This window comes from Nakamurella sp. PAMC28650 (assembly GCF_014303395.1).
Lineage (GTDB): Bacteria > Actinomycetota > Actinomycetes > Mycobacteriales > Nakamurellaceae > Nakamurella.
On record NZ_CP060298.1, the window covers coordinates 1043747 to 1066973 of the forward strand.

Annotated in this window: 22 protein-coding genes and 3 pseudogenes; 13 read left to right on the plus strand and 12 right to left on the minus strand. The window is 65.9% G+C overall.

Annotation, left to right across the window (positions count from 1 at the left end):
* Positions 1 to 131: 131 nt before the first annotated feature.
* The gene (locus H7F38_RS04735; RefSeq protein WP_187090264.1) at positions 132 to 1376 is read right to left on the minus strand and encodes an ISL3 family transposase; all 1245 of its coding nucleotides are present in this window, start codon (positions 1374 to 1376) and stop codon (positions 132 to 134) included.
* A gap of 232 nt (positions 1377 to 1608) precedes the next feature.
* Here H7F38_RS04735 and H7F38_RS04740 point away from each other — a divergent pair.
* A pseudogene (locus H7F38_RS04740) lies at positions 1609 to 2853 on the plus strand (IS4 family transposase).
* A 183-nt stretch (positions 2854 to 3036) separates the two neighbouring features.
* Here the strand turns inward: H7F38_RS04740 and H7F38_RS04745 are convergent.
* Positions 3037 to 3321: a hypothetical protein gene (locus tag H7F38_RS04745; RefSeq protein WP_187093079.1), complete on the minus strand. Its 285-nt coding sequence runs from the start codon at positions 3319 to 3321 to the stop codon at positions 3037 to 3039.
* 136 nt (positions 3322 to 3457) lie between these two features.
* On the opposite strand from H7F38_RS04745, the gene H7F38_RS04750 reads away from it, so the two are divergent.
* Positions 3458 to 3856, plus strand: a complete 399-nt coding sequence (locus H7F38_RS04750) for a hypothetical protein (protein ID WP_187093080.1) — start codon at positions 3458 to 3460, stop codon at positions 3854 to 3856.
* Positions 3857 to 4077: 221 nt separating this feature from the next.
* Here H7F38_RS04750 and H7F38_RS04755 read toward each other — a convergent pair whose 3' ends face one another.
* From H7F38_RS04755 to H7F38_RS04770, 4 genes are all read right to left on the minus strand, one after another.
* On the minus strand, positions 4078 to 5370 hold the full coding sequence (locus H7F38_RS04755) for a sugar efflux transporter (protein WP_187093081.1): 1293 nt from the start codon (positions 5368 to 5370) through the stop codon (positions 4078 to 4080).
* Positions 5371 to 5486: 116 nt separating this feature from the next.
* Positions 5487 to 5789: a DUF2218 domain-containing protein gene (locus tag H7F38_RS04760; protein ID WP_222618453.1), complete on the minus strand. Its 303-nt coding sequence runs from the start codon at positions 5787 to 5789 to the stop codon at positions 5487 to 5489.
* Positions 5786 to 6328: a PadR family transcriptional regulator gene (locus H7F38_RS04765; RefSeq protein WP_222618454.1), complete on the minus strand. Its 543-nt coding sequence runs from the start codon at positions 6326 to 6328 to the stop codon at positions 5786 to 5788. The genes H7F38_RS04760 and H7F38_RS04765 overlap by 4 nt, the downstream gene beginning before the upstream one ends.
* A 465-nt stretch (positions 6329 to 6793) precedes the next feature.
* Complete coding sequence (locus H7F38_RS04770; RefSeq protein WP_187093083.1) at positions 6794 to 7990, minus strand: ROK family transcriptional regulator; 1197 nt, start codon at positions 7988 to 7990, stop codon at positions 6794 to 6796.
* Positions 7991 to 8633: 643 nt separating this feature from the next.
* Between H7F38_RS04770 and H7F38_RS04775 the strand changes: the two genes are divergently transcribed.
* Complete coding sequence (locus H7F38_RS04775; protein WP_187093084.1) at positions 8634 to 10943, plus strand: glycoside hydrolase family 3 protein; 2310 nt, start codon at positions 8634 to 8636, stop codon at positions 10941 to 10943.
* Between the two features lie 944 nt (positions 10944 to 11887).
* On the opposite strand, the gene H7F38_RS04780 is transcribed toward H7F38_RS04775, so the two are convergent.
* From H7F38_RS04780 to H7F38_RS04790, 3 genes are all read right to left on the minus strand, one after another.
* Positions 11888 to 12058 (minus strand): hypothetical protein, encoded by a 171-nt coding sequence (locus H7F38_RS04780; RefSeq protein WP_187093085.1) that lies wholly within the window; start codon positions 12056 to 12058, stop codon positions 11888 to 11890.
* Between the two features lie 106 nt (positions 12059 to 12164).
* On the minus strand, positions 12165 to 12350 hold the full coding sequence (locus tag H7F38_RS04785) for a CsbD family protein (RefSeq protein ID WP_187093086.1): 186 nt from the start codon (positions 12348 to 12350) through the stop codon (positions 12165 to 12167).
* 137 nt (positions 12351 to 12487) lie between these two features.
* Positions 12488 to 13237, minus strand: a complete 750-nt coding sequence (locus tag H7F38_RS04790) for a TetR/AcrR family transcriptional regulator (RefSeq protein ID WP_222618455.1) — start codon at positions 13235 to 13237, stop codon at positions 12488 to 12490.
* Positions 13238 to 13590: 353 nt separating this feature from the next.
* Here H7F38_RS04790 and H7F38_RS04795 point away from each other — a divergent pair, with 353 nt between their 5' ends.
* From H7F38_RS04795 to H7F38_RS04815, 5 genes are all read left to right on the plus strand, one after another.
* Positions 13591 to 14361, plus strand: coding sequence for a hypothetical protein (locus H7F38_RS04795; RefSeq protein WP_187093087.1), 771 nt, complete (start codon positions 13591 to 13593; stop codon positions 14359 to 14361).
* 118 nt (positions 14362 to 14479) lie between these two features.
* Entirely contained in the window at positions 14480 to 15178 is a 699-nt protein-coding gene (locus H7F38_RS04800; RefSeq protein WP_187093088.1) for a DUF2382 domain-containing protein, read from the plus strand.
* Positions 15179 to 15385: 207 nt separating this feature from the next.
* Entirely contained in the window at positions 15386 to 16213 is an 828-nt protein-coding gene (locus tag H7F38_RS04805) for a hypothetical protein (protein WP_187093089.1), read from the plus strand.
* A 95-nt stretch (positions 16214 to 16308) separates the two neighbouring features.
* Positions 16309 to 16854: a hypothetical protein gene (locus H7F38_RS04810; RefSeq protein WP_187093090.1), complete on the plus strand. Its 546-nt coding sequence runs from the start codon at positions 16309 to 16311 to the stop codon at positions 16852 to 16854.
* 53 nt (positions 16855 to 16907) lie between these two features.
* Positions 16908 to 17369 carry a YsnF/AvaK domain-containing protein gene (locus tag H7F38_RS04815; protein ID WP_187093091.1) on the plus strand — a complete coding sequence of 154 codons (462 nt, stop codon included), beginning with the start codon at positions 16908 to 16910 and terminating at the stop codon, positions 17367 to 17369.
* A gap of 15 nt (positions 17370 to 17384) precedes the next feature.
* Here the strand turns inward: H7F38_RS04815 and H7F38_RS04820 are convergent.
* A pseudogene (locus H7F38_RS04820) lies at positions 17385 to 17498 on the minus strand (IS5 family transposase); the annotation flags it as partial.
* A gap of 36 nt (positions 17499 to 17534) precedes the next feature.
* Here H7F38_RS04820 and H7F38_RS04825 point away from each other — a divergent pair.
* Positions 17535 to 18506 carry an IS1595 family transposase gene (locus H7F38_RS04825; RefSeq protein ID WP_187091427.1) on the plus strand — a complete coding sequence of 324 codons (972 nt, stop codon included), beginning with the start codon at positions 17535 to 17537 and terminating at the stop codon, positions 18504 to 18506.
* 22 nt (positions 18507 to 18528) lie between these two features.
* Here the strand turns inward: H7F38_RS04825 and H7F38_RS25870 are convergent.
* Positions 18529 to 19342, minus strand: a pseudogene (locus H7F38_RS25870) (IS5 family transposase); the annotation flags it as partial.
* A 123-nt stretch (positions 19343 to 19465) separates the two neighbouring features.
* Between H7F38_RS25870 and H7F38_RS04840 the strand changes: the two are divergent.
* From H7F38_RS04840 to H7F38_RS04850, 3 genes are all read left to right on the plus strand, one after another.
* Entirely contained in the window at positions 19466 to 19708 is a 243-nt protein-coding gene (locus tag H7F38_RS04840) for a hypothetical protein (protein ID WP_222618456.1), read from the plus strand.
* Positions 19709 to 19867: 159 nt separating this feature from the next.
* On the plus strand, positions 19868 to 20290 hold the full coding sequence (locus tag H7F38_RS04845; RefSeq protein ID WP_187093094.1) for a TetR/AcrR family transcriptional regulator: 423 nt from the start codon (positions 19868 to 19870) through the stop codon (positions 20288 to 20290).
* A gap of 110 nt (positions 20291 to 20400) precedes the next feature.
* The gene (locus tag H7F38_RS04850) at positions 20401 to 21099 is read left to right on the plus strand and encodes a DUF6444 domain-containing protein (RefSeq protein WP_187091116.1); all 699 of its coding nucleotides are present in this window, start codon (positions 20401 to 20403) and stop codon (positions 21097 to 21099) included.
* Here the strand turns inward: H7F38_RS04850 and H7F38_RS04855 are convergent.
* Positions 21073 to 22317: an ISL3 family transposase gene (locus tag H7F38_RS04855; RefSeq protein ID WP_187093095.1), complete on the minus strand. Its 1245-nt coding sequence runs from the start codon at positions 22315 to 22317 to the stop codon at positions 21073 to 21075. The two genes, H7F38_RS04850 and H7F38_RS04855, sit on opposite strands and share 27 nt — an antisense overlap.
* 58 nt (positions 22318 to 22375) lie before the next feature.
* Between H7F38_RS04855 and H7F38_RS04860 the strand changes: the two genes are divergently transcribed.
* Positions 22376 to 23197, plus strand: a complete 822-nt coding sequence (locus H7F38_RS04860; protein ID WP_187093096.1) for a transposase — start codon at positions 22376 to 22378, stop codon at positions 23195 to 23197.
* The last annotated feature ends 30 nt before the right edge of the window (positions 23198 to 23227 follow it).

The following is a 23227-nucleotide window of genomic DNA, read 5'->3' on the forward strand; positions in this document are numbered from 1 at the left end:
CTGTGCATCTGATGAAGGCTTTGGCCCTTCGGTGTCGCCCTGCGTGGGGAGGCATCAAACCACCTCTGGGTGCTGGTCGGGTAAATACCAATGCCGTTAAGTTAGGGTCTCCTGACGTTTTCGTGGGTGGTTTAGCGTCCGGGAAGCGGCGGGCATAACCCGCCGCGGGTGAGCATTGCCATGGCTATCAACGCTTCTGGGCTGTGAAAGCCGTACGACCTGCGGGTCAAGGCCCGTAGGTGGGTGTTGGTGGCCTCGGATTGGGCGTTGCTCATGTGGTGGATCAGGGTGTTCCAAATCAGCTGCTGGAACCGCTTCAACGTTGCGGCCAGGGCGATGAAGCCGGGGAGTTGGGAGCGGCGGGCCCAGGCGATCCAGCCGGCCAGCAGTTCACGGCCGGCCTGGCCCTTGACCTGGAACACCGCGCGCAGTTGCTCCTTCAGCAGATACGCCCGATACAGATGCCGGTTGGTCTGGGCGATCGAGGCGACCGGCCCGCGTTGCTCCGGGGACAGGTCCGCCGGGTTTTTCAGCAATGCCCAGCGGCTGCCCTTCACCGACGACGCCTGCGCAGAGCTACTGTTACCCCGCAGCGTGTTCCACGTCTGACGACGGACCTTGTCCAACTCCCGGGTGGCCCACCCCACGATATGAAACGGATCCAATCCCAGCACCGCCTGCGGCGCGCGGGCCGTCACGGTGTCGTGGATCCACTGCGCCCCGTCGGCCGAGACGTGCGTCAACGCCGCCGCCCGTTCTGGGCCGAGTTGGTCGAAGAACCGACCCAGGGTGTCGCTGTTGCGGCCCGGTGCGGCCCACACCAATCTGCCGGAGTCTTGATCGACCACGCACGTCAGATACCGCTGGCCTTTGCGGTGGGAGATTTCATCGATGCCGATCCGCTGCAGCCCCGCGAGCACGTCCCGGCCGGCCAAACCGTCGGCGACGACGTGCTCGATGATTGCGCTCACATGCCGCCACGACGTCCGCATCAACTGCGCCACCACCGACGAAGCGGTGTGCGCCGCCAACCACGCGCACTGGTCTTCAAACGCTCGGGTTGCCCGCGCGCCGGGTCGGGCCCACGGCACCGCCGCGACGACCACCCCGTGCGTCCGGCAGTTCACCCGCGGAGCCGCAGCCTGCAGGAATACCATCGTCGACCCCCAGTCCAGCGACCGCCACCGCCGGGTTCCGCCGCCCTGGTCATAGCCCGGCCGTCTACGCCGGCATCGACTGCACCTACTCCGGGCGCCCTTCGTCGCACGCACCGAAACGACCAGCACCTGCCGGTCGTCGGCCTCCTCCCACGCCACATCGCACACCTGCAGTTGCTCGACACCGAGCAGCTTTCGCCATATCGTTACACCGCGCACACCGTGCTCCTGGATAGTGACTGACCCTAGATAAGCCAGAACCTATACGCAGCCCGGTGTGTCGCCCACAACCAGGGGTCAAACCACCCACGAGAACGTCACAAGAGCCTTAAGTTAGCGATCTCTCGGAAAAAGGCCCGTTCCGGTCCTGGTGATTTAATTGAATGGTGACCGAGAATGGCGTGGTAGCCATCTTGGAGCCATTAGTTGATGTCATCGTGGGCGTGGCACAATATGTGGTGTGAGTGACTTCGATATCGCTGCTGGGGCCTCCGGTCGTTTGACCGATGTGATCGGTGTGGGTGTGCTGACCCGGCTGATCGACCGGGACACCGTCGACGAGGTCATCGGTCGCGCCGACCGCCGTGAGGTCCGGTCCCGGCTGCTGCCGGCTCGGGTGGTCGTGTATCTGGTGTTGGCGATGTGCCTGTTCACCGCAGACGGCTACGACGAGGTCATCCGCAAGCTGACGAACGGTTAGCGGGGTTCACGGATCTGGCAGGCCACTTGGAAAGTGCCCACTTCGTCGGCGATCTCCCAGGCCCGGACCCGGCTGGGGCATCAGGTGATGGCCGATCTGTTCGACCGGGTGTGCGTCCCGATCGCCAGCCGCGCCACCGTCGGCGCGTGGTATCAGCAGTGGCGGGTGATGGCCATCGACGGGACCGTCGGCGACGTCCAGGACACCGACGTCAACGCCGCCGAGTTCGGGCATCACAGCCCCGGCAAACCCAACCAGAGCGCCTACCCGCAGGTTCGGATCGTCTCGTTGGTGGAGTGCGGCACCCACGCCAGCGTCGCCGCCGAATTCGACGCGATCAAAATCTCCGAGCGAGCGTTGACCGAACGGCTGTCGTATGCCTTCACCGACGACATGATCGTGCTGGCCGACCGCGGGTTCTACTCCTACGACCTGTTCACCATCGCCGCCGCCAATGGCGCGCAGTTGCTGTGGCGGATCTCCGACAACCTGGACCTGCCGGTCCTGCAGCTCTACCCGGACGGGTCGTTCCGCTCCGAGCTGCTGCCGGCGAAGATGAAAGCCGCCGCCAAGACGGCCCGGACCCCGAAGAACGTGGACGCCCACCGCATCCCGGTCCGGGTCATCGAATACATGGTCACCAACCGCGGACAAACCCAGACGATCCGCCTGATCACCACCCTGCTGAACTACTCGGAGGCGCAGGCCGAATCGTTGGCCGCGCTCTACCAGCAACGATGGGAACAGGAACTGGTCTTCGACGAGGTCAAGACCCACCAGCTCAACGCCACCCGGCTGCTCCGGTCCCGGACACCGGACCTGGTGAAACAGGAGATCTGGGCGTTGCTGATCACCCACTACGCCACCCACGTGTTCATCACCGAAGCCGCCGACGAGATCGGCGCCGACCCCGACCGGTACTCCTTCACCAAAACAATCAACATCATCCGCAGCCAGGTTTCCAACCAGGCTGCGTTTTCCCCCCTCACGACTTGATAACGCCCACCGGGAAATGCTCCATGATATCCAGGCCGAGAAACTACCGAAACGTCGCTACCGGTCCTGCCCCCGAGTGGTCCGAAGAATCACCACCCGCAACACCAACGTCAAACACGACCACCACAAGATCATCAAATACGACGATCCACCAGAAATCTACGTCTTCAACAGGACCGCAGCTTAACTAAACGGCATTGGGTCTAGGACCAGCCACACGCACGTGATCAGGACCAGCATGTTGCTCTGGATGGTGAAGTAGCTGAAGAACCGGATGACGCGGGTGAGCGCACTGGGATCACCAGCGGCGAACGCGGCGTCCCCGTCGCCACCGCGAACCGCCATTGCCAGCTGCACCGTCACCGCCACGACGATCACCCCAGCCAGCAGCCCGTTCCAAAGGCGGCCGGCCGCGGACAGCCCGGCCGGGCTATGACGTGACGGGCGTGGAATCACAGGCGATGTCACCCGTGCATCGTAGGACCCAACCCGGTCAACCAGAAACGCCGGATACGATTCGCCTGTACCCGCGCATCACGCCGGGCGGCAACCACGCTCAAGCCCTGCGAAATATGAAGACCCCACATACCGCAACCGCAGGGCCATGTTGCTGTCCAAGGCGGCGCTCCCGGACCCCACCACTGCCCGATCAGCCGGAGAAAGGCAGTGGTGCATTTTCATCATCGAAGGCCAATTGTGGATGGGCCTGCTACCCCGGTCTACCGCCGGTCGGCGGATGAATATGGCGTCGCCGAAACCGCCGCCGCCTTATCAGCACCTGCTGCACATCCCCGACGGGGCAACCGCCGGCAGCAGCCGCTACGTCGCCGACACATCCAACATTTCGTCGCCCTCGGCTACCAAAAGGTGGCTCCGCCAGCAGCAGCTATCGCTGGAGCTGCCCAAAGGCAGTGCTTTTCTTGAGCCGGTGGGTGTCGTCGAGGATGTCAACCGGATGGACCTCGACATGCGGCAAGGTCGGTTGCATCAGATCACCACCTGACGTTCGGTAGTTGCACCCCACCTGCGGCCTGCCTCTGAAACCGAAATCCCCGTCCCGATACTCGGGGAGGGCACGCGTCGCCCGCGGGAGAGCGCCGCTGTAGGCAGGCGGGCGGGCTGTTTGCGGTCCGTGTCGGCGGAGGCAGGGCGCGACGTGACCATTGAAGTCACCCTCCCTCGAGTGCGCCGAGCGGCAGCCCCACGACCGTCACTTCGCGCCGGTTAACGAGACGCGGACCGGAACCGGCGACTATCAGCCCGAGACCGACCAGTGAAAGTCTGGCCGCGGAGATGGAGACGCGGACCGGAACCGGCGACTATCAGCGCGAGACCGACCAGTGAAAGTCCGGCAGCGGAGATGTACGGCAGTCGGTAACTGTGGCCGATGGCCAATCCCATCAGGGGACCGGCGAGGATCGCGCCGCAGGGAAAGGTGTTGCTGTAGAGCGTTGTTGCGCGTCCCGGCTGGCTCGGCAGTAGTTCCTGCACGTAGCTGATGGCAAGGCCGCCGACGATCGCGATGTAACAGGCGTTGAGCACCTGTGCTGCCGCGAGCTGCCAGACCTGCGTGGAGATTGCAGCGAGGAGGTAGTAGGCAGCGCCCAACGGCGGCCCGAGCCGGATCAGCCCGCGCAGCGAGAAGCGCTTGGACAGGTACCCGAAGGCGAGCATCGCTGGGATTTCAAGGCCGGCGCAGAAACCTAAGACTTGACCGGCAGCGTCTACTCCGCCGTGAAGGTTTTGCGCGATGTGTAGCGGTAGCACTTGGACGTTGACGGTCATTGAGCTCTGGATGACAACGAGGCCGATCAGGGTGAGCCAGAGGTTGCGGCGCGGTGCATCCGGCCGGTTCTCGCTGTTGGAGTGGGGTGGCGCGTTGCGCCCGGTTCCCCCCGCGTTCCCGAGCCAGAACGCTGCCACTGCGGCGACCACGACGTACAAGATCGCGGCGGCGCCGTAGACGAAGGCGAATCCGCCGCTGGCGAGCAGTGCGGCGGCGAGAGGGGGGCCCGCGACCCACGCGAGGGAGAAAAACGTTCGTAGCGTGCTGGTCAGCATCGGTGCATCGGGGTCGCCCGCGAGGACCATGCGTGCGTAGGTGAACCCTTGCGGCATGACGGCGCCCGCGAGTGCGTTAACGGTGCAGCCCAGCAGGAGCAGCAGCCAGTAGTCGCGCACCAACGCGAACGACGCAGCCCCCAGCGCCCCGCCGACGGCAGCGACCAGCAATACGTGACGACGCTCGAAACGTCTATCGGACAAGCGCCCCATCATGGAGGAGGCAGCGACTCCGCACAACGGTTGTGCGATCAGGAACACCGACACTGGCAACGGCCCGGCGTGCGCCGCAGTAATGAGGAACAGTGTGAGGAACGGCCCTGCCAACGCCTTCGCGAACCCTGTCGCCAGGAACACGATGCCCAGAGGCGCCAGCGCGCGCGCATACCGAAAACGGCTGGCCGCGGGCGGGTCGCCGGCGACGTTGCCAGCTTCGTTCGGTGTGTGCACTTTCATGGAGTCTCCGGGTTGGTGTCAGGCGTCAGCGACGCAGCAGAACTTTGATCACACCGTTCATCCATGCGGCGCGGTAATCGTCGGCGGCCTCGTCGAGCGGCGCCTTCACCCGGATATCACGCTTGGGTGCTCAACCACGTCACGGTGAGCTCGTGGCGTTGCCCGAAGCGCTCGAGGTGTGAGCCGATGATGTGTTCGATGGTCTCAAGCGCAGCGGGGGTCGGTGCACTGGCAACGAGGCTGAGAGCATCGATACCGGGTAGTAGGAGGCACTCGCCTCCGGCGAGCTGCAGTGCGTCGCCGCGGTCGTCGTGTCGCACCTGGGCCTTGCGGGCGAGGTGGGAGAGCAGCTGTTTCGCGTAGCGGGCGGCGTCGGGTGTTGTCACGGTCGCGGTCGAGGTGACGCCCCCGCTGGTCACTGCTGGCCTTCGGCAAGGATGAGGTAGAGGGCGCGACGTGCCTCGCGGATGACGACGATCGCCGCTTCTTGCTGCGCGAGGGTGCCGATCATCCCTATTTGGCGGCCTGCTCCGTGCAGGTCGTGCACGGCGCCGCGCAGGTCCGGGCCCCCGTGACTGGCGTCGGCGTTGGCGAACGGGTCAGCCCACGTCGGGCGAAGCTCTTGGATGTGCGCGTGGCCAGCCGGGGTCAGCGTGACAAGTTTGCGGCCACCCGCGGCGGTCGTCGTCACGAGGCCGTCATCTTCGAGTTGCGCGATCAGCGGGTAGATGCCGCCGGGACTGGGCCGCCACGCACCGCTTGTGCGCTCCTCCATGGCTTGCATGAGCTGATAGCCGTGCATCGGTTTTTCCGCAAGGAGTAGGAGGGTGGCGATGCGCACGTCGCCGCGTTGAACGCGAAAACGCCCGCTGCCGCGCCCACCGCCGCGCGGGTGCTCCCCGTGTTGATGGTCGGATTCTCCGCCGTAGTGATGGTGTGCGTCGTCATGATCTTTCATGTGGTGACCTTTCATAGGGCGACCCTTCTGTTGATGTAGTCATGATATATCTTGAGCTATTCGTGTCTGCCCATTTTGGTCGAACAGCCTGATCTGTTGAGGATGTGCGCCTGCAGCGGGCACGTCCCACATCCTTTGGATACGGGATGTGGGACGCGGTCCCTTGCGGCTCCCGCTGTGAAGCTTCGTGAAGTTGTCACCAGATCCGTTGGTGGAGTTGTCACTGCGGGTCTACGCCTGTGATGTGAGTGCGTGGTTGGTGCGTCGTTTCTCGACCGCTGCGTGCTCCGGGCGAAGCAGGACCGATGGCGAATCCGAGGGTGAAGTCCAGTGACGTGGCGGCGCGGTGCGGGCCAGCGCGGTGGCGCACCCCTTCCTGGCCGCCGCCGACACCCGCCGCTGGGTAGCTAGGTGAGACCAGCCTGTGCCTGGTCGGGGTGTGCGGTTGGCCGGTACCGTTCCGCTTTAGGGTGCGGCGAGGGCGGGGTCGCGGTAGTTGAGCCGGGCTAGGGCGACGGCGCCCAGGATTTCGGCGTTCGCTCCCAGGTGACCGCGTACGACGGTCAGGCCCGTCGCGGCCAGTGGTTGAAGATAGCGCTGCACCATCTCGCGGATGCCGTCAATGACGGGGTCGGCCGCGCCGCCTAGGAGGCCGTCCACGATGATCTGCGAGGGGTTGAGGTAGACGCAGGCGTCGGCGAGCGAGCGGCCGAGGAGGCGACCTAGGTCGGCGAGCACCCGCAGGACGCCTGGATCCCGGCTATCTGCCAGCGCCAGCACGTCCTCGAGAGTGAGTGTCTGGGGATGCGCGGACTGCACGAGGTCGACCAGCCGGGGCGAGTTGAACTGCGTCATCAGGCAGCCGCGGCCTCCGCAGACGCAGACGGGGCCGTCTTCTTTGACGTGCAGGTGGGCCAGCTCGCCGGCGAGGCCGCCTGCTCCGCGGTGCAGGCGGCCGCCGAGGATCAGTCCGGCGCCGACGCCGACGACAACTTTGAGGTAGATCAGATCGTCGGTGCCGCGGCCGGCGCCGAAGGCGGCTTCGCCCAGTGCGGCCAGGTTGGCGTCGTTTTCGGCCCAGGCCGGCACACCTAGTTGCTCGCCCAGCGCGCGCGCGGGATCAGTGAGCAGCCACTGGGGCAGCTGGTGCATCCTTGTGGTGAGCTGCGGGGGCGGCGTCCGGTCGCGGTGCGGCACGCCGCCCCGCGTTGACAGGGGCAGAGGCACGCAAAGGACGGCGCAGCGCAGCTGCCCGCGCGGGATGTCGCCTTTGCTCATCGCGGCCTCGAGCAGATCGGTCCCCGGCCTCACGAGCCCGTCGGTGAGCTCGTAGAGCACCGTCTCGACGCTGCGGGTGGCGTGGATCGTCCCGTCGAAGCCGACCGCAGCTGCCTGCAAGACGCCGTTGGTCAGGGCCAGGACGCCGATCACACCCGGCGGGCAGGCGAGCGCGACGACACCCGAAGGACGGCCGACGCGGCCGCCGGTGCCCGGTCGCTGCACGATGACCTCCTGCCGGCCGAGCCGGACCAGGACGTCGGTGACCGTGCTGCGCGCCAGGCCGGTCAGCTGCGCGAGAGCCGTCCGGTCCAGCTCCCCGTGCCGGCCAAGCACGTCGAGCACCAGGGCGTCAGTGCGCGGCGTTCGGATGATCTCTGCCATGGATCGATCGTAACGACTCACCACCACAATTAGACGGTTCCGGTGATATCGCATTGTCTGAGATCCCCCACAGACCCGGCCAATATGTTGCATTGACGGCATTGTGCCGTTGCTCTACCGTACGCAGACGTCATGTGCGGCATTGTGTCGACACGTGGAGTTCTGCCGGATCCGGCGGAATTGGTTTCCAGCGGCAGGCCCCTCCCACGCGGGCGCGAAGTCGGCGTCCGGTTCGGACGTTGCGGTGGGGCAGTGCGGCGTTGAGTGGTGAAGGAGATCTGAGTGGACAGCAGGAAATGGGCATCAGCCCGCAGCAGGTCGGCGCGGAGAGTGAGGTCGGCCGTGGCGGTGACCGCCGCGGCGGCGGCCCTGGTGACGTGCTCGTCACTGGGCGCCGCCAGCCCAGCGATCGCCGGTACCTCGACGCCGCCGGCGGTAACTGGGGATGCGCGGGTGGACGGGCTGCTGGCCTTCATGACCACCGACGAGAAGCTGACGATGATCGAGGGGCAGGCCGAGGTGGCCGGCCCGCACGATCAGTACCAGGCCGGCTACCTGCCCGGCATCGCGCGGTTGGGTATCCCCTCGCTCAAGCTCAGCGACGGCCCCCCCCGGGGTGATCACCCGGCAGGACTCGACCGGGATGACGGCGACGATGGGCGTCGCGGCCACGTTCAGCCAGTCCGATGCCAGGGCCAACGGCGTCGCGATCGGCCGGGATGCACGTGCCCTGGGCCAGGACGTCGTCCTCGAGCCGTTCGTCAATATCGACCGCGACACCAGCTGGGACCGCGGGTTCAACACCTTCGGCGAGGACCCGCTACTGACCGGGCAGACCGGTGCGCAGGAGATCAAGGGCATCCAAAGCCAGGGCGTGATGGCGCAGGTCAAGCACTACATCGCCTATGACGGCAGTATGAATGTCACCGTCGACTCCCAGACGCTGCACGAGATCTACCTGCAGCCCTTCGCGGACGCAGTCAATGCCGGCGTCTCGTCGGTCATGTGCTCCTACAACGTGATCAACGGCTACCAGGCCTGCGACAACTCCCAGACGCTCAACGACATCCTGCGCAACGAGCTGGGCTTCAAGGGCTTCGTCACGTCCGACTGGCACGGCACCTACGGCGCCACGAACCTCAACGCCGGCGTGGACATGGAGATGCCGGGCGGCACGTACTTCACCATGGCGGCCCTGAAGAACGCTCTGGCCACCGGGTCGATCCAGCTGTCGCGGGTCAATGAGGCTGTCGGCCGAATCCTCTACGAGATGGACCGTTTCGGCCTGCTCACCGGTTCCTCCAAGCACTCGGTCACCGCGGAGAACACCGCTGCCGACGAGGCCACCGTGCTCAAGACGGCGCAGGACGCAGCGACACTGCTGAAGAACGACGACTCGGCGCTTCCGCTGACCAGCCACGACCTGTCCTCGCTTACGGTCATCGGGCCCGGCGCCGGGCAGACGATCGCCACGAACAGCGGCGGCGAAGCGGCCGGTGGTCTGCTCAGTCAGCAGCCTTCGGCGCTGGCCACGATAAAAGCGGAGACGGCCGGCACCGGTGCGCACCTCACCTACGCGGTCGCCGACGAGCTGACCGGTGCGCCGATCCCGGCTTCGTATTTCACGACCAACGGCCACCCAGGCCTGACCCGCACCGACAGCCACGGTGCGACGATCAGTGACCCGCAGGTCAACTTCACCTCAACGAACGGCGCCGCGTTGCGGGCCGGGAGCACCTACAGCTGGACCGGTGACCTCAATATCACCACGGCCGGCGCGTACTGGCTGAACATCCAGTCCCTGGGTGCCATTGGCGCTCTGGTGGTCGACGGCAACACGCTGACGACCGTGGGCGCCGGTTTCAGGCCCACCCCCCGCTACGGCGTCGTCCACCCGACGGATGGCAACGCGCCGACGGCGACCACGGACGGCCTCGCAAACGGCCGCACCCTCGTGCCGCTGGGCGCCGGCGCCCACACTCTGAAAATCGTGGAAACCCCTGATGTGTCCGGGCGTCCGGTGCAGATCCGCCTCAACTGGGTGACCCCGCACATGCAGCAGGCCAACCACGACGCTGCGGTTGCTGCTGCGGCCGCAGCCAAGACCGCAGTCGTCTTCGCCTGGAACACCGGCGGCGACGACCTTTCCGCCCCACTGCCGGACAACCAGGACCAGCTCATCACCGACATCGCAGCGGTCAACCCCCACACCATCGTGGTGCTCCAATCCGGCCAGCCGACCGCGATGCCATGGCTGTCCAAGGTCAAGGCGGTCGTAGAGGCGTGGTACGGGGGTGACCAGGCTGGTGTAGCACAGGCGGAAGTACTGCTGGGCAGGGTGAACCCGGCCGGACGGTTGCCGTTCACCTGGCCGACCACCCTGGACCAGGAGGTCGCGCACCAAGCGGCTCACCCAGAGCGGACATCCAACGGCGTCGATACCACCGGCGCCGTCTGCGGGCCTCGAGGCGGCGGTCCCCACGCCTCCAGTGTGTGTAAGACGACGTACTCCGAAGGCATCGACGTGGGCTATCGATTCTACGACTCAGCGAACGAGACGCCGCTGTTCCCGTTCGGCTACGGCCTGTCCTACACGTCGTTCTCGTACTCCGACCTCGACGTCTCAAGGGCCGCAGCCGACGGCGGGCTCAGAGCAAGCTTCAAGGTGACCAACACCGGCTCGGTCGCCGGGGATGCGGTGCCGCAGGTCTACCTCGGCGCGCCCAGCACAGTGCCGGCAGGTGTCCAGTTCGCGCCGAAAGCTCTCGCCGGGTATGACCGGGTCCACCTCGCCGCCGGTGCCTCGACGTGGGTCACCATCGGCGTGCCGGTGCGCCAGCTGCAGTACTGGTCTGACGTCTCGGGCTGGACCAAGGCCCTGGGCACCCGGAAACTGGTCGTGGGCGGCAACGAGCACGACACCGCACTGACCACGAGCATCACCGTGAAGTAGAAGCCATCCCCACAACGGCCCCTGCGCACACCCGTGCACAGGGGCCGTTTCACGTGTGCTGCGCACACCCCGGCCGAAAATCTCCGACGAAGACGTACAGCGTCGACGCTTTGCAGGCGTTCCACGAGCACTACCTTGGCCTCGTCCGCTCGCAGGCCGGACCCCGCGCACGCCGTCGTCTTCGAAACGAAGCCGATCGTGTTCGCACTGTCGACGTGACGCAATCGCCGCCACTACGCCGTCCGTTGATTGATCGATGACCGGGCAGCGGTTCCACGGTTCGTCGGCAGGGTATCGGCGGGCTCGTGAGTGCCCGGGCTTGCGCTGAGCGAGGTTGCGGGTGGCGGCGGCGAGCCAGTCCGCGAGGGCCGGGTCTTTGCGCAGCCCGGTCGCCTCACCGAAAGCCATCCCTCGCCCATCGAGCGACCTGTTCCCATCTGCGCACGGGATACGTGAGGCTTTGCGAGCAAGTTGGCATCTTCGGCTGAATCGATGCGAACGGCAGACTGCCATCTTTGTGCACGACCACTGCCATGGCGCCGTCGACCATCAGAGCCAGCACACCGAACATGCGCACTTCTCGTAGTTGCTGAGCCGGCAACATCGCCCTGATCCGGTCCATCAACTCCAGGGGCGAGTCGCGTCTCGGCGGCCATGAAAAATTGCCCGTAGGTGGCCACGAAACTGCCCACCCTTGTTCCCGACACCCCCCGGTTTGCCCGGTGCTTTCGCTCCCCTTCGACGGTCAGCTGATCCTGTTGCGCTTGGGCTTAAGCGTCGGCGTGTTTGCGTTGTTGCTGCTCGGCCTCTTCGGCCGCTGATTCGACGGCCAGCCGTTGGGGGTGGGCCGCATCCGTGGCCGCATCGGCACGAGGGTGACCGTCTTCTGTGCCTTCTGGAGCTTCTTTGTCCCTCCTGGCCGCGGCTGCGGGCAGATGCGCCGGTCAGGAACCGGTTCCGGTGGTGGCCTTGTGGCGAAGTGCGGCGAGTTTGCGGCGGGTTTCCGGGTCGGCGGCGTAGGTCTTGGCGTTGGCGATGACCTTCTGGCCTTGCGGGGTGCGGGCCAGGGCGGCCAGGCCGCCGATCCAGCCGAATTTTTTCAGTAGTCCGACCATCAGTTTTTCGTCCTTTCGACAGGGCGCGGTTGCGATGGTGGTGGGGCACGGCGGAACACCCCACCGCGGCCCCGCCACCGGTTCGACGGCGGCGTGATCGGCCGGGTCAGTGGCCCAGTACGTCTTTGGCGGCGTCTTTGACTTTTTCGCCGGTCTGCTTGACGTCGGCGGAGGCCTGGTCGGCCTGGCCTTGGGCCTGCAGGTCCTCGTTGCCGGTGGCCTTCCCGGTGGTTTCCTTGGCCTTGCCCGCAGCCTGCTCGGCGGCGTTCTTGATCCTGTCTCCCATAGCCATGGTGGTGAACCTTTCCACGTGTCGATGCTCCGCGGGCCGGGTGGCCGGCGGGGAACGCTCCCGGTCGGCCGCCGCCGCCGTTTACGTCGTAAATGCGATTGTTACACGGCCCGAAGGCTTTTGCACCCGTGCGTCGACTAATTTTTCCCGAGAGTTTCCAGGTGCGCGACGAGCAGCCCCAGTGAGCTCTGGAAGACTTCAGCGGAACGATTCTCCGACAGCAGTGGTTTGAGATGTTGTAACAGCGGGTAGCCGTCGAGGTCGCTGGTCTGGGGTGTGCCGGGGTCGGCGTCATCGACGGGGCCGATGTCGGCGCCCTGGGCGGAGACCTCCAGTAGGAGGTGGCCGAGAAGGAAGCTGGAGAAGGCCTGGTAGGCGGCGACGGCGGCGCGGTCGGAAAATTCGCAGTCCCGGAAGTTCTGCAGAAACGATTCCATCCAGCGCAGACTGCGCAGCGGCGGCCGCACCCACGGCGCGGCGGGGGGGCGGGTCGCGATCAACGGGAACAGCTGCGGGTGGGCCAGCGCGATCCGCCGGATGCCGTGGGCCAGCCGCTGCAGGTAGTCCGCCCAGTCATCCGAGTGCAGGTGGACATCGGGATCTCCGTAGAGCTCGTCGATGACCACCTCGACGATGCCGTCCAAAAGGGCATCGCGACCTGCGACGTAACGGTAGAGCGCCATGCCCTCCACACCCAGGTAGGCGCCGAGCTTGCGCATGGTGAGCCCGCGTAGGCCGTCCCGGTCGACCATCGCGATGGCGCCGCCCAGAATGGTGCGGCGGTCCAGGTTGCCCGGGCCGGCGCCGGCGCCGGGCGCGGCGGTGGGTAGCACCGCGGCGGCGCTGCCCCGGCCGCGGGGGCTGTCCGGATCGATCTTGGTGTTCACGACACCTCACTTCTCATCTGCAGTTGTCGTCATTGGAGCCTGATGTGCAGAAATCCTCTGCCCGCAGGACGACTGATCTGCGTCGGTGGTTCCGCTACCGATCTATTTACAACGTAAATGCTTGAGCCCCCGATGTACAGGGCACACGACCTTCATACGCCGACGACGCATCGCACGACACCGGTGCCACTCGTCGATCACGCTCAGTAGTCGTTGACCACACAGCGCAGGTATTCTCGCAGTTCGCTGTTTACCTTGTAAATTCCGGGAATGTGTGGTGTCGTTTACCCAGTAAACGCGAGCCTCCCACCGGGGGTGCCGCCCACGTTGTCATCCCTGAGGGAGATCCCCCTGTGTCCGATTCACTGAAGGCCGGCCTGACGTCGGTCATCACGTTCGTCCCGAAACTGTTGGCGTTCCTGCTGATCCTGATCATCGGTCTGCTGATCGCCAAGGCCATCGCCAAGGTCGTCGCCAAGATCCTGGAGCGGGTCGGCTTCGACCGGGCGGTGGAGCGTGGCGGTATCAAGAAGGCGCTGGCCAAGAGCGACTACGACGCCTCGACCATCATCGGCAAGATCATCTACTACGCGTTGGTGCTGTTCGTCCTGCAGCTGGCGTTCGGGGTGTTCGGTCCGAACCCGATCAGCGACCTGATCTACAAGATCATCGCGTTCATCCCCGCGCTGGTCGTGGCGATCATCATCGTCATCGTGGCCGCCGCGATCGCTGCCGGTGTGAAGACGTTGATCCAGGGCACCCTCGGCGGATTGTCCTACGGCAAGACCCTGGCCAACATCGCCTCCATCTTCATCCTGTTCCTGGGTGTCGTCGCCGCGCTGAACCAGATCGGTGTCGCCACGACCGTGACCACTCCGGTGCTGATCACCATCCTGGCGATCATCGGTGGCACCGTCATCGTCGGCGCCGGCGGCGGACTGATCAAGCCGATGCAGGCCCGGTGGGAGACCTACCTTTCCAAGGCCGAGGAAGAGGCCCCGAAGATCAAACAGCACGCCGCGAACGCTCCCAGCGTCAAGGAGCAGGCGCAACAGGCCGCCAACCAGGTCAAGCAGGCAACCAGCGGCGATACGCGTCCGGGATCCAGCGCCGCCCGCCGCTGACCGCTGCGATCGGTAACCCGTTGCAGCGCAACATTTTCTTGCATCAATTCCCGGTAGTTCACCGGTCGGTTGCCCGGTCGGCGGGTAGCAGCAACTCTTGAAGGAAGTAGTCAACGAGATGACCAACGCACAGGGCCCCGAGGCCTACGCAGGCAAGACCGCCGTCGACACCGCCGGCGACAAGATCGGTACCGTCGAGCAGGTCTACGTCAACGACACCAGCGGTGTCCCGGACTGGGTCACCCTCAAGACCGGCATGTTCGGCAAGGACCGCTTCGCCCCGCTCTACGGTGCCTCGTTCAACGGTGATGACCTGGTGCTTCCCTACACCAAGGACGTCGTCAAGGACTCCCCGGCGGTGTCTGATACCGATCACCTGGACAACGACGAGTCCGACGCGCTGTTCCGCTACTACCAGCAGTACCTGGGCGCCGACTCCAGCTACGACCGCGGCACCGAGACCGAATACCAGACCAACCAGGCCGCCGCCGGCAAGGCAGGTATCCGCAAGTACGTCGTCACCGAGCAGCAGACCGTCAACGTCCCGGTGTCCCACGACGAGGTCCGCGTCATCCGCGAACCCCTGCAGCCGGGCGACTCCGTCGATGGCGCGACCATCGGCGAGGACGCCATCGAGGTCACCCTGATGGAAGACAAGGTCCACGTCGACAAGGACATCGTCGGCGTCGAGAAGGTTCGCCTGGCCACCGAACAGGTCACCGATCAGCAGGCCGTCACCGAAGCCGTCCGCAAGGAACAGATCGAGACCACCGGTGTCGACACCACCGACGGCACCGTCCCGGCGCCGAAGAAGTAAGTCCCACCCGCGAGATCAGTTCCACCCCTGTCAGTTTCGAGACCCCGGAGGCGGGGGCTCACTGGCTGTCGACCGGCGCGGGGCGCAGGACAACGTTCCTTGCGCCCCGCGCCACCCGACGACATCCCCCCCACCGCCGGCACACGCACCTGTACGCGGCCGCCGCGGCCCGTGAGCCCCCTTTTCCCCCTCGTCTGGAGTCCCGCTATGAGCACACCCGTGAACCGACCGCCCGCAGATGACCAAACCGGGGAGCGCTACAACCCCACCGACCGAGTCGCCGCCGTCGATCAGACGCCCGCGGTGGACCGCTACGCCCCGGCCGCCGACGGCAGCTATGCCGCCACCTCCACCTGGGAAGAGCCCATCGCGGTGCCCGCCCAAGGAAACCGCGTGTCCGTGCAGGAACCGGTGATCGATGCGCCCGCACGTTCCTACGGTGAGCACGCCGCCGACCTGGGCATCGACCACGATTCCGTGATCACACGCGAGAAGGAGCAGTTCGGCGGGATGAAGTTCGGGTCCGGATTTTTCGGCTGGGTCGCCGCCGCCGGCATCGCCGTCATCCTCACCAGCCTGCTGACCGCCGCCGGCGTTGCGCTGTCCTTGACCAGCAAGACCTCGACCGCCGACATCGCCAACCAGGCCGCCGCCGGCACCGGCACCGCCAAGACCGTCGGTCTGGTCGGGGCGATTCTGCTGCTGGTGGTGCTGTTTGTCGCGTACTACTGCGGCGGGTACGTCGCCGCCCGTATGGCCCGGTTCAACGGCGCCAAGCAGGGACTGGCCGTCTGGCTGTGGGGCATCGTGTTCGCCGTCGTCATCTTCGTCCTGGTCAAGATCGCCGGCGACAAATACAACATCCTCACCAACCTGAACCTCCCGCGGATCCCCGTCGGCGAAGGCAACGTCACCACCACCACGATCATCGCGATCGCGGCCATCATCATCGTCACCCTCGGCGCCGCCCTACTCGGCGGACTGGCCGGTATGCGCTACCACCGCAAGGTCGACAAAGTTGGCCTGACCGTCTGACGCACCCGCCGCGTCCGACCACTGGTGCACCGCTACCTACTGACGCCGGTCGGCCACCTCCTCTGCTGCACAACATGTTTCAGGAGAAAGAGTCAGTGACTACACGCAATACCGTGATCCGCAGCCTGCACGACGTCGGCCTGGCCGTGTGGTGCGGCGGCGCGCTGATGGGCGCCATCGGTTTGAACGGCACCGCCAACCGCGTCATCGACAGCAAGGACCGCGCCGCGACCGCCTCCGCCGGCTGGGCCCGGTGGGCTCCGGTGAACGCTATGGCCATCGGGGCGCACGCCATCGGCGGCATCGGGCTGATCGCAGCCAACAAGGGCCGCGTCGCCGGCCAGGACGGCGTCGCAGCGAACACCATCATCAAAGCCGCCCTCACCGGCGTCGCCTTGGCCAGCACCGCGTTCTCCGGCTGGAAAGGTGCTGTGGTGGCCAAGGCCGGCCAGTTCCCCGCCGACGGCGCCGTCATCCCCTCCGCCGCCACCCCGCCCGAGGTCGCCACCGCCCAACGGCAGCTCCGGATCGCGCAATGGGTCACCCCCGCGGTCACCGCGGTGCTGATCGTCCTGGGCGCGGCGCAGGGTGAGCAGCAGCGCCCCACCCAGGTTCTCAAAGGCCTGCTGCACCGCAGCTGACCCACGCGTGCAGCACCCTCCGACTAATTCCCCGCGCAGTGAAAGACGATGAAATGACTGATCTCCCAGTTGATCCTGCCTTGCGCCTTGCGGCTGATTCGGTCGCGGTCGGGGTGGGGGAGGACCGCAACTTTTTGGTCCGGTCCGAGGAACAGCTGCGGGTCAGCTCGGTGCGGGTGCCCTCCGGGTCGGCGCGGCTGGAGAAATTCGTGGTCACCGAAACCCAGACGATCACCGTCGAGGTCAGCCACGAGGAGTACCGGCTCGTCCAGGACCCGATCACCGATCCGGGTCCGGCGCCGCGGCACCTGAATCGGGGTGGGCAGCTCAACACCGCCCGCTGGCTGTACGTGAACAGGGAAGAAGTGGTCATCACCAAGAAGGTGATGCCCGTGGAACGGGTCCGCATCGAGGTGTACCCGGTCACCGAACAACGCCAGATCACCGAAGCGGTCCGCCGCGAACACATCGACACCAGCCACCCCGGCGACCCGGATACCCCCCGGCCCGCCTAGAGCGTGTCTGGTAATTCAGCGGAGGTGCAGCACGCTGGCGGCCAGATGGACACCGCCAAGGAATGTCAGGGCGTGTTTGTCATAGCGGGTGGCGATGCCGCGCCACTGTTTCAGACGGGCGTATCCGCGTACTGTGTAGCTGCTTGAGTCAAGTAGTATTTGGCCATGTCAGAGCCAGTGTGTGCCTACCCGGTCGGTGGTGTCGATTACCCCCGGACCTTTCAGGAGTTGCTGGAGTGGTTCCCGGATGACTCGTCGTGTCTGGCGTATCTGGAGCGTCTGCGGTGGCCCCAGGGGTTTGTGTGTCCGGTGTGCGGGGCGCCCGGCGGTTGGCGTACGGCGAAGGCGAAATGGATGTGCACCAGGTGTGGCCGGCAGACGTCGGTGACCGCCGGCACGATCTTCCACCGGCTCCGGACGCCGCTGTCGACGTGGTTCGCGGCGATCTGGTTCATCACCTCGCAGAAGAACGGGATGTCCGCGCAAGGTCTGCAGCGGGTGCTGGGTTTCGGATCCTACGAAACAGCGTGGGCGTGGCTGCAGAAGCTACGCCGGGCGATGGTCCGCCCCGAGCGGGAGTTGCTCTCCGGTGTGGTGGAGTTAGATGAAGTGTTCATCGGCAACGAGCCTCGCGGCCGCGCAGGCGGCGTGAAGGACCACACCGCGGCGATGATCGCAGTGGAATCGATCCCCGGCCGCAAGCTGGGCAGGGTCCGCATCGAGCTGGCCGAGACAGCCCGATCGGTCAGCATGCTCGGCTTCGCCGACCGCGTCATCGCCAAAGGATCAACGGTCAGAACCGATGGCGCCAACTACCTGAAGAAGCTGACCGCGGCCGGCTACGAGCACGTCGCGTTCGTCGGGACCGACAGCGCCGAGCCCGCCCACATCAACCTCCCCGGCGTCCACATGGTCGCCTCGCTGCTCAAACGCTGGCTGACCGGCACCCTGCATTACGCGGTCTCCCAGGAGCACCTGGCCTACTACCTGGACGAATACACATTCCGGTTCAACCGACGCACCTCGAAGAGTCGCGGGCTTTTGTTCTACCGACTGTTGCAGCAGGCCGTGAACACAGACCCACACCCGCTCGCTGAACTGCGCAATCCTGTTGCAGCAGTGGACGTCCCGTTCTGAACTTTACTCAAGCAGCTACCCGGTATCCGCGTTCGACGGCGTTGCGGCGTTTGTACTCCTCGGCTTCAAATCCTGGTGGGCGGCCACCGCGTGAACCCTTCGCCTGACGATGGGCCTGCTGGTCACTGCGCTGCGGAATGGTGTTGCCGATACGTCTGCGCCGCAACTCCTTCCGAGTGGAGGGATGCGAATACGCGCGATCGGCCAGTACCCGGAACCGGCGGGCCCGAACGCCCCGCTGCTGCCGGCGGTGCAGATCCAACAACGGCACCAACTGGGGATTGTCGCCGGCCTGGCCGGGCGTCAGGATCACCGTCACAGGGCAGGCCCGCTGATCGGTCAAGGAATGGATCTTCGTCGACAGACCGCCCCGGGATCGGCCCAACGCGTGGTCAGCGGGTTCGACCGGCAAATTCTTGTCATTCGATGGTGCCCCCTGTGTCCTGCTCGACCGTCGAAACGACCTCCGAGGTGACGCTCTTGCGAGCCCCGGCCGCGTGCTGGTGCGCGCGCACCACCGTGGAATCCACCGACAGCAACTCGATGACGGCGTCACCCTCAACGTCCTGGACAAACCCAGCCCGTTTCGCGGCCACCAAGATCCGGTCATAGGTACCGTCGGTTGACCAGCGGAAATGCCGTGCCCACACCGTCTGCCAACGACCCAGCTCGGTCGGCAGATCCCGCCACGGCGAGCCCGTCCGGTAGCGCCAGCAGATCGCCTCGAGCATCTCGCGGTGATCGTTCCACGGACGGCCACGCCGACCACCGTAGGCCGGCATCAACGGCTCGACCACCGCCCAGAACTCGTCCGAGATCACTCCTGTACGCGCCATAGGAAGATCATCAACGTCGAGGCGCCGATTGATTAGCAGACACGCTCTAACCGCTGCCGCGCAACTGCATTCAGCGCAGCCAGTCCAGCGCCAGCAAGCATTGCCTGTAGCTGCACCCCTCTGATGGAAGAAGGCACCATGAACTTTGACAAAGACACCATCCTGCAGTTTTTGCACGGCAACGGCCAGCACGAGCAGGCCGACCAGGCCGCGACGGAATTACCCGACCAGGTCGACACCGACCAGCACGCCGGGCTGCTGTCCAAGTTCGGGATCAACCCCGCCGACCTGATCAGCAAGTTCACCGGCGGCGGCGGAGCCGGTACCGGCGGCGGCTTGGGCGGCATCATCGGTAAACTGGTGTGACCCCATCTGGGTCAGGTAGGGTATGCGCGTGCAGAGGCTGCGGTGGTTTCGGCGCCGGGGGACCAGGGCTGAAGGTGTGCGGCGGACAGCCGCGGTCCAGGACGCGCAGGACAACCCTCACTCCCGCGGACAACTGGGGGGCAGGTCAGGAGAGCACCCGTGTCGCAGCACCCCGCCGGCGCCATCGAACTGCCGCGCACAGTAGGTCCCCAGCGGGGCCGGGAGCCGCACCCGCCGGATCCGGTCGGCGTCACCGCTCTTGGCCAGATCAATCGGTCGGAGATTTTGCTGGCCGCCGCGGCGGTGATCGAACTCCGCGGCATCCGCGAGTTCACCGTCCGCGGTCTGGCCGATCAGCTGGGCCTGCCGGTGGCCGCCCTGACCCGCATGTTCGGCACCCGCGATGAACTGTTGGACGGGATCGTCGAGGTGGTCATCGACGAGGTGTACGCCGACCCGGACATCCAAACCGACACCGCGCAGTGGCAGGAATATCTGCAGCGCGTCGCACACGGGGTTCGGCGTGTCGCCCGCGGCCATCCACATGTGTTCGCGGTAACTGGTCAGGTCTCACCGCGGTGAAATAGACTGTCATTCATTGGGCGAATAGACCGGAGAATGTCGATCTATGTGGGGTGAGCCGTGTCGGCGTGTCGCCGAACAATGGTGTTGTCTGATGCGATAATAATGGAATGACGCAGCCGACGTACGCCGAACTGGTGGAACTGATCGTCGAAATGCGCACCGAACTGAACACCCTCCGCGCCGAGAATGCGGCATTAAAGGTGCGGGTCGCGGACCTGGAAGCACGGTTGCGGACCAACTCGCAGAACTCCTCGAAGCCACCATCGGCGGACGGACCCGGCAAGGCGAAGACCAGGTCGCTGCGCACGCCGTCCACACGCAAGCCCGGCGGACAGGACGGGCACCGCGGGCAGACTTCAGCCCAGGTCGCCGACCCGGATGTGGTGATCCGCCACGAACCGAGCTGCTGCACTGGCTGCGGATCGGATCTGGCCGATGCGACCGAGGTTGGCTGCTCACGCCGGCAGGTCTTCGACATCCCGCCGATCAAAGTGCACGTCACCGAACATCAGATCATCAGCCGCCGCTGCCACTGCGGGAAGACCTCGACCGGCGACACACCCGCCCAGGCGGGCGGACCCGTGCAGTACGGGCCGGTGATGTGCGCGGTCGTCATCTATCTGTTCATGGGGCAGTTCCTGTCCAAGAAGCGGACCGCCCAGGCCATCAGCGAACTGTTCGGCATTCCTGTCTCTGATGGCACCGTCGCCGCGGTGACCAGTCGCGCCGCCGGTGACCTGGGCGAATTTTTGGGGTCTCCTGACGTTTTCGTGGGTGGTTTAGCGTCCGGGAAGCGGCGGGCATAACCCGCCGCGGGTGAGCATTGCCATGGCTATCAACGCTTCTGGGCTGTGAAAGCCGTACGACCTGCGGGTCAAGGCCCGTAGGTGAGTGTTGGTGGCCTCGGATTGGGCGTTGCTCATCTGGTGGATCAGGGTGTTCCAAATCAGCTGCTGGAACCGCTTCAACGTTGCGGCCAGGGCGATGAACCCGGGCAGTTGGGAGCGGCGGGCCCAGGCGATCCAGCCGGCCAACAGTTCACGGCCGGCCTGGCCCTTGACCTGGAACACCGCGCGCAGTTGCTCCTTCAGCAGATACGCCCGATACAGATGCCGGTTGGTCTGGGCGATCGAAGCGAGGGACCCGCGTTGCTCCGGGGACAGGTCCGCCGGGTTTTTCAGCAATGCCCAGCGGCTGCCCTTCACCGACGACGCCTGCGCAGAGCTACTGTTACCCCGCAGCGTGTTCCACGTCTGACGACGGACCTTGTCCAACTCCCGGGTGGCCCACCCCACGATATGAAACGGATCCAATCCCAGCACCGCCTGCGGCGCGCGGGCCGTCACGGTGTCGTGGATCCACTGCGCCCCGTCGGCCGAGACGTGCGTCAACGCCGCCGCCCGTTCTGGGCCGAGTTGGTCGAAGAACCGACCCAGGGTGTCGCTGTTGCGGCCCGGTGCGGCCCACACCAATCTGCCGGAGTCTTGATCGACCACGCACGTCAGATACCGCTGGCCTTTGCGGTGGGAGATTTCATCGATGCCGATCCGCCGCAGCCCCGCGAGCACGTCCCGGCCGGCCAAACCGTCGGCGACGACGTGCTCGATGATTGCGCTCACGTGCCGCCACGACGTCCGCATCAACTGCGCCACCACCGACGAAGCGGTGTGCGCCGCCAACCACGCGCACTGGTCTTCAAACGCTCGGGTTGCCCGCGCGCCGGGTCGGGCCCACGGCACCGCCGCGACGACCACCCCGTGCGTCCGGCAGTTCACCCGCGGAGCCGCAGCCTGCAGGAATACCATCGTCGACCCCCAGTCCAGCGACCGCCACCGCCGGGTTCCGCCGCCCTGGTCATAGCCCGGCCGTCTACGCCGGCATCGACCGCACCTACTCCGGGCGCCCTTCGTCGCACGCACCGAAACGACCAGCACCTGCCGGTCGTCGGCCTCCTCCCACGCCACATCGCACACCTGCAGTTGCTCGACACCGAGCAGCTTTCGCCATATCGTTACACCGCGCACACCGTGCTCCTGGATAGTGACTGACCCTAGATAAGCCAGAACCTATACGCAGCCCGGTGTGTCGCCCACAACCAGGGGTCAAACCACCCACGAGAACGTCACAAGAGCCCAATTTTTGGCCCAGGTCACCGCCCGCTTGAAATCCTCTCCGGTGGTGCACTTTACCGGGCTGCGCTGCGAAGGTCGCAACCACTGGCTGCACTCCGCGTCCACCCCGGCCTTCACCAGACTGTTCTTCCACCGCAGACGCGGTACCGAAGCGATGGCCAAGATGAACATCCTGCCCGGCTTCACCGGCACCGCCGTCCACGACGCGTGGGCACCGTATGACACCTACACCGCCGCGCGGCATGCGCTGTGCAATGCGCATCTGCTCCGCGAGCTACAGGCCGTCACCGACCACCACCACGCCAGCAACACAGACCTGCCCGGCGCCTGGTGCTGGGCGCAGCAAGTCCGCGACGCGCTGCTCACCCTGCACAAAGCGGCCGCCGCCCACCCCGACACCCCCGTCGACCAGGCGGTCATCGCCGCCGAAACCGTCAAGATCCGGCACGCCCTCCTCGCCGCCACCCACCCCGACGGCGCCATCGGCCGCAAACACCGAGCACTGGCCCGCCGCATCCACCGCAGAGAAGTCGACTACCTCAAATTCGCCTCCGACCCGGCGATCCCGTTCACCAACAACCCCACCGAACAAGAGATCCGCATGACCAAGATCCGACAGAAAATATCGGGCACCATGCGCACCGAAAAAGGAGCCGGACACTTCGCGGACCTCCGCTCCTACCTACAAACGACCGCAAAACACGGCGTACCAGCCCTGGCCGCCCTCACCCAGCTGACCAGCAGGAACCCCTGGCTACCCGCCCACACCTGACCAGTTACTGTTCGCGTTGATCGCCACGCG